Here is an 11,453-nt window from a genome sequence, read left to right as displayed (position 1 = left end):
AAGCAGATCGATGCGTCCTGGGGCAGCACCGGGCTGTCGGCCCTGCGCAGCAAGGGGCTGGCCGAGCTGCCCCTGAGCACCAAGGACCTGGGCGGCGCCGGTAGCGTGCAGAGCGTGCTGGTGGGCGCGGGCAAGTTTGTCGACGAGCATCCCGAGGCCGTGGAGAAGTTGCTCAAGGCTCAGCAGCAGGCTGTGCAATGGCTGACCCAGGACAGCAACAAGGACGCCTATATCCAACTGGTCTCGGGGCTGGCCAGCTACCCGCCGGTGATCTTGCAGGATGATTTGAAGGATCAGCGCCTGAGCGAGATTTTCCCTTCGACCCTGGACCCGGTGTTCCTCGGCAAACTGCAGGATTCGGTGGACCTGGCGGCCAAGGAACGGTTGATCCGCAAGCCGTTCAAGGTGGATGCCTGGGTGGCACCGCAGTTGGCCGCTGCCGGTCTTTGAGGTCGGCACCATTCGCCGGCAAGCCGGCTCCTACGGTCGGCGGGGATATTCGTGCGGGATCTTGTAGGAGCCGGCTTGCCGGCGAAGCTGTTCTATACGGCGATGCTGTGCCCCTGTTGATCCACCGCCACCAACACTTCGATCAACTTGCGCGCCGCCGGCGACAGGCGGAAACCGCTGCGGCTGACGATGCCGCAGCGGGCATTCAGGCTGTCGATGTTCTGCGGCAGGTTGCGCCAGTGCAGCAACGCCAGCGAACCCTGCTCGATGTCTTCGGCGAAGGCCTCGGCGGTGCCTACGCCGATGGCATTGGACTGGCGGACGATCTTTACCAGGGCCGGAAAATGCTCGGTTTCGATGGTGGGTGAAAAATCGATGCGTCCGCTGAGGTTGGCCAGCAGCTTGCGAATCCCCGGGGGGATCAGGGTGGTGGCCAGGGGGTAGTCGAACATGTCGTTGGTGGACAGGCTTTCCTTGGCCAGCAACGGATGCCCGGGACGGCAGAAGAACACCCCGCGCTTGGGCGTCAGGGGCTGGGTCTGGTAGTTCGGATCGGCCTCGAAATGGCGGATGTCGGCGATAAAGAATTCGATCTCTTCGCGGTTCAGGCTGCGGCTGAGTTTTTCCCAGTTATCCACGGCAAAGCAGGTGCGCACCTTGGGGTGGGCACTGGTGAATTGCGCCACCGCATCGGGCACCAGTTTCACCGCTGGGGCCGGGCCGCAGCCGAAGCGCACTTCGCCGGCATCGAGCTTGGTCATCTGGGTCACTTCACTGCTGAGCAAGGCCGCGCCCTGCACCAGACTCAAGGCGTGCTGCAGCACCACCTGGCCTTCCGGGGTGGGACGCAGATCCTTGTTGCCGCGGTCCACCAGCACGCAGCCGAACTCCTGTTCCAGGCCCTGGATACTGCGGCTGAAGGCCGGCTGGGTGATGCCCATGGCGTCGGCGGCGCGGACAAAGCTGCGGTGTTCATTGAGGGCGATGAAGTAACGCAATTGGCGAAGATCCATATGCTTTCCCGGCATCCGAAAAATAGCTCGAAGGCATTTGCGACGAGTGAGGAATGAGGTTTTAAATGCAAGCTCATATTCCGTCAACGAAGCAAGTGGTTATCTATTAGATCTAAATAGAATATAGATAGAGCGTTGTTTCGCGGCGGTTCCAACCGTAAGCAGTCGATGAGGGTGTACCTGATGAGCAATGCCGCCTTAGCCGTTAAACCCGCTGTTCATGCCCTTGATATCCACCCGGTGGCCGGTCGCATCGGCGCCGAGATCCGTGGCGTGCAACTGTCCGGCGATCTCGACGCCGCCACCGTGGAAGCGATCCGGCAAGCGCTGGTGCAGCACAAGGTGATTTTCTTCCGCGGCCAGACCCACCTCGACGACCAGAGCCAGGAAGCCTTCTCGCACCTGCTGGGCGAACCGGTGGCCCACCCCACCGTGCCGGTACGCGACGGCACCCGCTACCTGATGGAGCTGGATGGCGCCCAGGGCCAGCGGGCCAACTCCTGGCACACCGACGTGACCTTTGTCGACGCCTACCCCAAGGCCTCGATCCTGCGTTCGGTGGTGGCCCCGGCCTACGGTGGCGACACGGTCTGGGCCAACACCGCCACGGCCTACAACGAACTGTCGGCGGAACTGCGGGAGCTGGCGGACAAGCTCTGGGCGGTGCACAGCAATGAATACGACTACGCCGGGGCCAAGCCGGACGTTTCGGCGGAGAAGCTGGAGCGTTACCGCAAGGTGTTCACCTCCACGGTGTTCGAGACCGAGCACCCGATCGTTCGCGTGCACCCCGAGAGCGGTGAAAAAAGCCTGGTGCTGGGGCATTTCGTGAAGCGCATCAAGGGCTATTCCCAGGCGGACTCGGCGCACCTGTTCGGCCTGCTGCAGAGCCACGTCACCCGTTTGGAAAACACCGTGCGCTGGCGTTGGAGCGCGGGTGATGTAGCGATCTGGGACAACCGCTCGACCCAGCACTACGCCGTGGACGACTACGGCACCCAGGACCGCATCGTGCGCCGCGTGACCCTCAAGGGCGACGTCCCGGTGGGCGTTCACGGCCAGCGCAGCCAGACCATCAAGGGGCTCTGACCGCTGCCCCATCCCCGTAGGAGCTGGCTTGCCAGCGAAGGCGCCCCTGGGAGCGCTGCAAGGTCCAAGGGCCTCTTCGCCGGCGAGCCGGCTCCTACGAGAATTTATGCGATGAGCCTGCCCGCTGTAGGAGCTGGCTTGCCAGCGAAGGCGCCCCTGAGAGCGCTGCAAGGTCCAAGGGCCTCTTCGCCGGCAAGCCGGCTCCTACAAGAATTTATGCGATGAGCCAGCCCGCTGTAGGAGCTGGCTTGCCAGCGAAAGCGCCCCCGAGAGCGCTGCAAGACTTGAGGACCTCTTCGCCGGCAAGCCGGCTCCTACAAGGGGAGGTGCAGGCGCGGGTTACCACACGCCGATCTGTACCAGCTTCTCGCTTTCCGGTTCGCCGTAACGAAAACGCTGGCCGCGCAGGTCGATTTCTTCATGGCTGATGGTGGTACGGCGTTTCAGGCCGCGCAGCCATTCCAGTACATACCCCAGGTGTTCTTCGCGCACTGCGGCATAGGCCGGGTCGGCCCCCAGGTCATGCAGCTCCTGGGGGTCGTTGTGCAGATCGAACAGCTGCGGGCGCAAGCCATCGTAGGCCAGGTACTTCCAGCGCTCGCTGCGCACCATGGTCATGCGGCAGCGGTCGATGGGCTGGCCCAGGCGCTCACGCGCCGGGGCCTGGAAGGCGTAGTCGTATTCGCTGATGGCGTAGCGGCGCCAGTCCGGTTCGGCGCCGTGCAGCAGTGGGATCAGCGAGCGTCCTTCCAGGCGATGTTCGGCTCCCGGCAGGCCCAGGGCATCGAGAAAGGTCGGCAGGGCGTCGATGGTTTCCACCAGGCGTTCATCCACGCTGCCACGGCTGCTGTCCGCCGCCGCGCGCGGGTCGCGGACAATCAGTGGAACGCCCACCGCCGGCTCCAGCAGAAACTCTTTTTCCCCCAGGTAGTGGTCGCCAAGGAAGTCGCCGTGATCGCTGGTGAAGACGATCAACGTGTCGTCCCAGCGGCCGTTGCTCTGCAGGAAATCGAACAGCCGGCCGAGCTGGTCATCCACCTGCTTGATCAGGCCCATGTAGGTGGGCACTACGTTCCGGCGCACTTCGTCCCGGGAAAAATTCAGGCTTTCTTCATGCTGGCGGAAGGCGGCGTAGACCGGGTGGTCGCTGAGCTGTCCGGGCTCGGCGCGCACGGCCGGGATGACCTGCTCGGGGCCATACAGGGCGTGGTACGGAGCAGGCGCGATATAGGGCCAGTGCGGTTTGATGTAGGACAGGTGCAGGCACCAGGGCTGCTCGCCCTGTTCGCTGATGAAGTCGATGGCGCGGTCGGTGGTGTAGACGGTTTCCGAGTGCTCTTGCGCGACCCGGGCCGGCAGGTGGGCGTTGCGCATTTTCCAGCCGCTGCGGATTTCTCCCTGCTCGCCGGCTCCAGCGTTGGCCCAGTCGTGCCAGGGGTTGCGGCCGTCATAGCCGAGGTCGCGCAAGTAGTGGGTGTAGGGCGCCGACTCGCGCTTGTCGTCGAATACCGGGTCGTCGGGGTAGATGCCGTCATGGCGGAAGTAGGGTTCGAAGCCGACTTCGTTGAGCCCCTCGGCCTGGGCACTCCCGGGGTCGATGGCCAGGCGTTGCAGGGCGTCGAGGTTGGGCGTGGCGTGGGTCTTGCCCACCAGCGCGGTGCGGATGCCGTGGGGGCGCAGGTAGTCCCCCAGGGTCAGTTCTTCAAGGGGCAGGGGTACGGCGTTCCAGGCCACCTGGTGGCTGCTGACGTAGCGCCCGGTGTAGGCCGACATGCGCGACGGGCCGCAGATGGTGCCCTGGGTGTAGGCACGGCTGAAGCGCACCCCGGCGGCGGCCAGGCGGTCGATGTTCGGGGTATGCAGGTGCGGGTGGCCGTAGCACGAGAGGTAATCCCGGCGCAGCTGGTCGCACATGATGTAGAGCACGTTGCGCACGGGTGGATGGGTATTGGACATGGGGTTCACCGAGGGGAAGACAGGCGAGGTTTTTCGCCTCCGGCGGCGGTTTCCGGCAAGCGCATTTGCCGAATAGTTTCGATGCGTTTCATGCAATGCGGGGGGGGCGAGGTTCTGTGGTGCCTGTAGGAGCTGGCTTGCCAGCGAAGGCGGCCACGCGGGCGGTGCAGGGCTTGAGGGCCTCTTCGCCGGCAAGCCGGCTCCTACGGGTGGGGGGCAGTTCACACGGCGAGGTTGTCCAGGTTGCATACCTCTTCGTCCTGTTCGTCGATGGCCTTGATCTCTTCGATCATCGCCGCGGCCAAAGGCGACAGGCGATAGCCGGCGCGGCTGACGATGCCGTAGCGGGTGTAGAGCTCTTCCAGGTCATCGGCCAGCCCGTCGATCTTCAGGCACACCAGCTCGCCCTTGGCGTTGTGCAACGCGTCGCTGTAGGAGCCGACGATGCCGATGGCGTCCGAGCGCATGACCACCCCCAGCAGGCTGTAGCTGTTTTCGCATTCCACATTGGGCGTGAAGTCCGGCTTGCCGCTCAGGTCGACGATGACCTTGCGCAGGTTGGGCGGGCGGATGGTTACCGCCAGTGGGTAGCTCATCAGTTCACCGGCGCTGACGCTGGCGCGCTGGGCCAGGGGATGCCCGGCGCGGCAGCAGAAATGCCATTTGCGTGGACGCAGGCGCTGGGTCAGGTAGTCCGGGTCGGCCTCGAAGTGCCGGGTGTCGGCGACGAAGAACTCGAACTCCTCGCTGAGCAGGCGCTTGCTCAGGCTTTGCCAGTCATCCACCTGGAACTGCACCCGGGCCTTGGGGTAACGCCCGATAAAGCTGCCGATGGCGCGGGGAATCAATCCCGAGGCCGGTGCCGGGCCGCAGCCGAAGCGCAACTCTCCCGCCTCCAGGCCATTGAACTGGCTGATCTCGTTGGCCATCTGCTGGGCCCCGCTGACCAGCCGGCGCGCATGCTCCAGCAGCAACTGGCCCTGCTTGGTCGGCGCCAGGTCCTTGCGCCCGCGATCCACCAGCTGGCAACCGACGCTGTGTTCCAGGGCCTGGATGCTGCGGCTGAAGGCCGATTGCGAGAGGTTCACCGCCGCCGCAGCCGCGACAAAGCTGCGCTGTTCCGCGAGGGCGATGAAGTGACGGAGCTGGCGCAGATCGATATGCATTTTTCACATAAAAAATATCGGGGAAATGCATTGGCTATGCATTAGGTCGACTCCTTATAAAGGCAATCTCTTATGCAGTAAATCTTTGTAAAAACATAAATAAATAACTTTAAGGAATATACGAGGCTGTATATTTTCTGACCAGGAGCCGCCCATGAGCCCGCTGTCCCTCGCTTCACCCCTCTCGCACCGGCGGCTCAAGCGCCTGCCCCTGGCGCTGTTGCTGGCCGGCAGTGCCAGCTGGACACCGACCTGGGCCGAAGAGGCCCCGGCGCCGCAAGCCACCCCGGCCAAGAACAGTGCCAACAAGGCCAAGGCCGATGATGGCCAGTTGCAGACGGTGACCGTCACCGCCCGGCGTCGCGAGGAAAGCTCCCAGAGCGTGCCCACGCCCATGAGCGTGGTCAGCGGCCAGGCCCTGGAGAGCCAGCGGGTCTATCGCATCCAGGACCTGCAGCAACTGGTGCCCAGCGTCAACGTCGCCTACATGCATGCGCGCCAGTCCAGCGTGTCGATCCGTGGCCTGGGCAACAACCCGGCCAGCGACGGCCTGGAAGGCAGCGTCGGGCTGTACATCGACAACGTCTACCTCGGAAGGCCGGGGATGGCGGTGTTCGACCTGATGGACATCGAGCAGCTGGAAGTGCTGCGCGGCCCCCAGGGCACCCTGTTCGGCAAGAACACCACCGCCGGGGTGATCAACATCAGCACTCGGGCGCCGAGCTTCACCCCGGAGCGCAGCATCGAAACCTCCCTCGGCGAGGACGGCTATTTCCAGACCAAGGGCACCATTTCCGGGCCGCTGACCGATGAGCTGGCGGGGCGTTTTTCCGCCTATCGCACCCGCAGCGACGGCGACATCAAGAACGAATTCGACGGCCATGACCTCAACGGCGGATCACGCCAGGGCTTTCGCGGGCAGTTGCTGTACAAGCCCAACGAGAGCTTCAACCTGCGCTGGATCGGCGACTACAACGAAGAGGATTCCAGTGCCGGCACCCGAGTGCTGTACAGCACCGGGCCGACCATCAACGGCACCAATGTCTATGAGTCGCGTGCGGCGGCGGCCGGGGCGACCCTGGTCAACGGTTCGCACCGCAAGGTCAACCTGGACAACGACCAGCATGTCACGGTGTTCCAGGGCGGCACGTCCCTGGAGGCCAACTGGACCCTGCCCAGCGACTTCACCCTGACCTCGGTCAGCTCCTACCGCTGGTGGAATTTCACCCCGCGCAACGACGACGGCCTCAACGTGGCGGCCACCTACAACGCCGGGGTTTCGGTGGAGGACAAACAGTGGTCCCAGGAATTTCGCCTGGCCTCGCCCACGGGTGGCTTCTTCGACTACGTGCTGGGTGCCTACTACTTCGGCTCCGACCTGGACAACAAATCCTTCGCCTATTACGGGCCCAAGGCGGATATCTGGAACGGCACCCCGGCCGGCGCCTTGAGCAACGTCAGCAGCATCGGCAACGGGCATATCCAGACCAACAGCTTCGCCCTGTTCGCCCAGGGCACCTGGCACCTCACCGAGCGCCTGGATTTCACTGCCGGCCTGCGCGGTACCTATGAGGAGAAAAGTGCCTGGGTCAGCCGCAACGCACCGCTGGGTGGCGCGGCGGTGGCCGGGGCTGCCGCCAACGCTCGCCGCGGACGCACCGGGGCCTATGACTCCGGTAACCTCAACCAGTACAGCACCAGCCCTTCGGGCCTGCTCAACCTCAGCTACCGCATCACCGACGACCTGCTGGGCTACGCCACCCTGTCCCACGGTGAAAAATCCGGCGGGGTCAACCTGACGGTGGGCTCGGCGCCCACTGCCGGCGCCGATTCGCTGCTGATCGGCACCGAGCGCGCCAACAACGCGGAACTGGGCTTCAAGAGCACCCTGTGGGACCGCCGCTTGCAACTCAATGCCAACCTGTTCTGGACCCAGGTCAACGGCTATCAGACCAACGCCTACGACGATGCCAACCGCGTGCAGTACCTGACCAACGCCGGTTCGGTGCGCTCGCGCGGGGTGGAAGTGGAAAGCACCCTGGTGCCGATTCGCGGTCTGACCCTGAACCTCAACGGCTCTTATAACGACGTGCGTTACCTGTCCTACAAGGACGCGCCATGCCCGCCGGAAGTCAGCCTGCGCCCCGGCGCCCCGGCCTCGTGCGATCTCAGCGGCCACCAGGTAGTGGGCGCCTCGAAATGGATCGGCAACGCCAACGGCGAATACAAGTGGAACCTGGACAACGGCCTGGAAGAGTACGTCACCGCCAGCTACGCGTTCCGTTCCAAGGCGGTGGGCACCGTGGAGGATTCCCAGTACGGGCAGATCCCCAGCTACGCCGTGGTCAACCTTTCCACCGGCTTGCGCGGCAACTACGAGCAGGGCCAGTGGGACGTTTCGCTGTGGCTGAAGAACGCCTTCGACAAGACCTACTACACCACCCTCTGGACTGGCGGCAACGGCGGTTACGAAGGCCTGCTGGGCACGCCGCGGACCTTGGGCGTGACCGGTCGCTACGACTTTTAGGTTGTATCTCTACGCAACATTGACGCTGGAACAGCGATGCGCCAACTGATGCGTTTCGATCGTGCGTCCCAATACAGCGCAATTAATGCGTTTGTGCATAAATCGCTGGAAAACCCAGTCACCGATTTCCCTCGGTGACTGGGTTTTTGATGATGAGCATGTTTTTTAAATCCTGGCTTACTGTTAGTCGCTTGCCACTCATTTACTTCTTTAACTATGGCTTCAGGGCCATTTTTTTCAGGCTTAGGGTAATACAGTAAACCTGAATGAACTGAAGGTTCAGGGGCAGTGGAACTCCAGAGCAACGTTAACATCTACATGCTCTATTGAGTGTTTCACATTATGAATATTTCTAAAAAATTAAATAAATTCTGACTAAGTAATTTCATTGGTTTTCACGCTGATTATTTATCTTTCTGGTGATTGTCAATGTGGTGTTTAGGGTGTGCGAAAAAGTAGCTAATTATCTGTTGTCGCTGAATTGTATTTTAAGGTAATGATTAATGGTGATGAAGTGGTCGCGTCACAAGTTGTAATTGGTATGCCTCATAGGCATCGTTTCAATTGTATTAATTCTAGCTAAGGCTTGTAATTTCATTCCTGTATACGCTGTTTGTCAGGCCAGGAAATTTTAAGTTTCCTACTTGAGAAATAAGTGCGGCAACATTTGCTACCGCACAACTCGCTAGTTAATCAGCAATGGCTCCAGTCCTACAGTTGTAATACGGTAAGTCTGCTGCTTGCCCTTGTTGGCCAAGGGTACCTCTCGCATATCATTGGTAATGATTAAACGGTTTTTCGGTTCTTCATGGTGCAAATGGATCACCTCTCCACCATAACCGGACAGTGGCAACTCCACCGAACGCATCGTCTGCTTTTGGCTGCCGCGCACCTCGTCGTGATACAGGCTGTTACCGTCCGCATCTTCATAAATGAGGGATGCGTAAACGTCGGAGAAATAATGGTGTGCAATCCCGGCCTCTATCTTTACCGTTAGTGTTTTTTTCACCAGGTTGAGGGTAGCTGTCAGGAATTGGCGATCGCTGATCCCTTTGCCGGCCACCGTGAATGCATTGCCCGCGTGATTGCTCGGAGGGTTATTGTCAACGGGAATGCAGTCCTTATAGCTTTCCAGCAGTTGCTCACGCTGTGGGCTGTCGAAAACATTGATCGCTAAGTAAATGTCGTCTTTGAAAGGTGAGAACTGCGCATAATAGGCCTGATGACCACCACGCAAACGCTCCGCCGCATTCTTTAGTCGCACCAGCAACGCCTGTTCAGGGTCGCCTTGCAGGGCAGCATTTTTCAACCCGCTATTAACGATCGTCAATACGTTGGTTTTGTTTTTGTTGTCAATTATGTCGGAGTCGGCCGGGCTCACTCGTACGCGTCCCGGCTCCTCGTGATAGATCTCAATCTGGTCGCTCACGCTGAGTGTCAGTTCATCATGGCTCAGGCTCGCATTAGTTCCGTGAATATCCTTGCTGAAGGTGACCTCCCCTTTCGGGTCACGCACGATAACCTTAGCGTAAGTCACCCCCGGGAAATACGAATGTGGCGTAGTAGTAGTGACGTCAATGACCAGTTTGCCCTGAGCGCGATCAACCAACAGCCTGGCGAAAACCGCATCTCCCAGACCCAGCAGATTGATTTCCTGCGAGACGATCGTGGAAGTGAGTTTTTTGACAAAGTGAATCTGCGCCGCATTATCCCCCTGCTTCACCACCAAATAGCCTGCCGTAGGCTGGTACTTGTAGTTTTTCCCGGTAGGTAAACGCAGGCTGTATACACCAATCGGCAGCTCACGCAATTCCATGGTCGGACTATTGATGCGTGTTTTATATGCATAACGCGCACCCTCCATCAGGATCAGATCTTCACCGTAGATCTGCGCAAAGTCATCGATGTTAAAACGCAGGCTGACGTTACCTTTCAAGCCGGTGGCTTGCAGTTGGGCTGCATCAACCAGCCGGAGGGAAGAGTCCAGCTTCAGTTGTTTTTTCACTGCCTCAAGTTGCGGTGCATCGACCAATTGATAGAGCGGGTACACAGCCTTGGCATGGCTGAAAATATTGCGATTACGCTGCGTTTGACTCACATGGCCGCCGGTCAGTTGAATGAACGGCGTAACGTCCACCTGTTCTCCGGCAACTGCAAAGCTTTCACACAGCATATCCAGCAGAAGGTGGTCGGAAGGAACAAAACCCGGCGTATTACAGCTTTTACGGTACTGCTGATTGAAATGCGTGAAGGCGTTTTTACCCGCCTTGTCCACCATCAGTACAGCGAAGTACAGCTTTGAGCGCAGGTCCCACTGGTTAAGTGGCGTAGACTTGGCGATTAGATCGACGATTTTACTCTCGACTTTTGCCATGTTGCCGTAGTTATACAGCCAGCCTTCATTGTATTTGCGATCGCCTAGCATCACGTCCTGGTAGCAGGCGGCGTAAATGTTATTCCACATCTCACTCGTGGAAAAAGATTTATCCCTCATAAAGTGCCCCTGATAGCCGTGGGCAATTTCATGCAGGCTACCCCAATTGTTGTCTTGCGGCGTTAGCCAGAAGCTGCTGACCGAGCTGCTCGTTTCTGCTGTCCACTGGTTACTATAATAAGCAGTACCAGCGCCATTTTTATCCGCTTTTATAAAGTAGCGGTTTCTAATATTGCGATCTGAATCGCGTTCGGGCTCAAATGAAATACCGGTCAGCGCATTATAAAAGGTAAAAACTCTTTCGTAATAGGCTATCAGCCCATCAATGTTTTTAGCCTCTCCGAGCTCAAGGTTCTTGAGTTCTTTTTTACTGATTTTTGGTACGAGCAGAGTAGTGTATTCAGACTCAATAAGGCCGAACTCTGCGTCTTGGGTATCCCAACTTCTGAAGAACGCTACTTCGTTTTCACCTTTACGGTAGAGCGGCAAGGTTTTCGCCGTGTCGGGGTATTCAAACTCCACCACTGGCATACCCTCAACATAGGGCGTATCGATAAACGGAACCGATGTAACATTGATACGGGTCTCGACCCAAGAGCTGCCGACACTGAATTCGGCTTCCGTTTTTCTATCGTCATTCAGCAGGCGCATTGTGAGTTTTGCGCTGAACTGTGTATTGGTCTGGCGAATTCTCACCGTTTGCCCGGCAGCGAGAATAATACCCAGATGTTGGCGGTCGTGGTTAATCCCTTTGCTCATCCCGGCATTATCCAACCATACTGGCCTTGGCAGAGTATAAATTGATTTTGATTTGATAA

General features: G+C 59.5%; 8 protein-coding genes. 3 read left to right on the top strand and 5 right to left on the bottom strand.

Annotated elements, in window-relative coordinates; genetic code table 11:
• The coding region (locus BLX41_RS35365) for an ABC transporter substrate-binding protein (RefSeq protein ID WP_259744910.1) at positions 1-450 on the top strand (450 nt) is incomplete at its 5' end.
• A gap of 92 nt (positions 451-542) precedes the next feature.
• On the opposite strand, the gene BLX41_RS14055 is transcribed toward BLX41_RS35365, so the two are convergent.
• Positions 543-1,463: a LysR family transcriptional regulator gene (locus BLX41_RS14055; protein ID WP_123725372.1), complete on the bottom strand. Its 921-nt coding sequence runs from the start codon at positions 1,461-1,463 to the stop codon at positions 543-545.
• 183 nt (positions 1,464-1,646) lie between these two features.
• Here BLX41_RS14055 and BLX41_RS14050 point away from each other — a divergent pair, with 183 nt between their 5' ends.
• Complete coding sequence (locus tag BLX41_RS14050) at positions 1,647-2,552, top strand: TauD/TfdA dioxygenase family protein (protein WP_123725443.1); 906 nt, start codon at positions 1,647-1,649, stop codon at positions 2,550-2,552.
• A 339-nt stretch (positions 2,553-2,891) separates the two neighbouring features.
• On the opposite strand, the gene BLX41_RS14035 is transcribed toward BLX41_RS14050, so the two are convergent.
• Positions 2,892-4,508, bottom strand: a complete 1,617-nt coding sequence (locus BLX41_RS14035; RefSeq protein WP_123725371.1) for an alkaline phosphatase family protein — start codon at positions 4,506-4,508, stop codon at positions 2,892-2,894.
• Positions 4,509-4,729: 221 nt separating this feature from the next.
• Entirely contained in the window at positions 4,730-5,674 is a 945-nt protein-coding gene (locus BLX41_RS14030) for a LysR family transcriptional regulator (RefSeq protein ID WP_123725370.1), read from the bottom strand.
• A gap of 154 nt (positions 5,675-5,828) precedes the next feature.
• On the opposite strand from BLX41_RS14030, the gene BLX41_RS14020 reads away from it, so the two are divergent.
• A complete protein-coding gene (locus BLX41_RS14020) occupies positions 5,829-8,201 on the top strand; it encodes a TonB-dependent receptor (protein ID WP_123725369.1) in 2,373 nt (790 codons plus the stop codon).
• On the opposite strand, the gene BLX41_RS14015 is transcribed toward BLX41_RS14020, so the two are convergent.
• Both BLX41_RS14015 and BLX41_RS14010 read right to left on the bottom strand, forming a co-directional pair.
• Positions 8,198-8,515, bottom strand: a complete 318-nt coding sequence (locus BLX41_RS14015; protein WP_123725368.1) for a bacteriocin immunity protein — start codon at positions 8,513-8,515, stop codon at positions 8,198-8,200. The two genes, BLX41_RS14020 and BLX41_RS14015, sit on opposite strands and share 4 nt — an antisense overlap.
• Before the next feature lie 371 nt (positions 8,516-8,886).
• A partial coding sequence (locus tag BLX41_RS14010; RefSeq protein ID WP_221179209.1) for a putative mucin/carbohydrate-binding domain-containing protein occupies positions 8,887-11,453 on the bottom strand: 2,567 nt, incomplete at its 5' end.

This window comes from Pseudomonas protegens, assembly GCF_003732485.1.
In the GTDB taxonomy this organism is placed as follows: Bacteria; Pseudomonadota; Gammaproteobacteria; order Pseudomonadales; family Pseudomonadaceae; genus Aquipseudomonas; species Aquipseudomonas protegens_B.
The sequence above is the reverse complement of the archived record's forward strand: the minus strand, read 5'-3'. Positions and strand labels throughout refer to the sequence as shown.

Coding starts and splice junctions, on each gene's coding strand:
- BLX41_RS14055 (WP_123725372.1), bottom strand. CDS start 1,463: ATGGATCTTCGCCAATTGCGTTACTTCATCGCCCTCAATGAACACCGC.
- BLX41_RS14035 (WP_123725371.1), bottom strand. CDS start 4,508: ATGTCCAATACCCATCCACCCGTGCGCAACGTGCTCTACATCATGTGC.
- BLX41_RS14050 (WP_123725443.1), top strand. CDS start 1,647: ATGAGCAATGCCGCCTTAGCCGTTAAACCCGCTGTTCATGCCCTTGAT.
- BLX41_RS14015 (WP_123725368.1), bottom strand. CDS start 8,515: ATGTTAACGTTGCTCTGGAGTTCCACTGCCCCTGAACCTTCAGTTCAT.
- BLX41_RS14020 (WP_123725369.1), top strand. CDS start 5,829: ATGAGCCCGCTGTCCCTCGCTTCACCCCTCTCGCACCGGCGGCTCAAG.
- BLX41_RS14030 (WP_123725370.1), bottom strand. CDS start 5,674: ATGCATATCGATCTGCGCCAGCTCCGTCACTTCATCGCCCTCGCGGAA.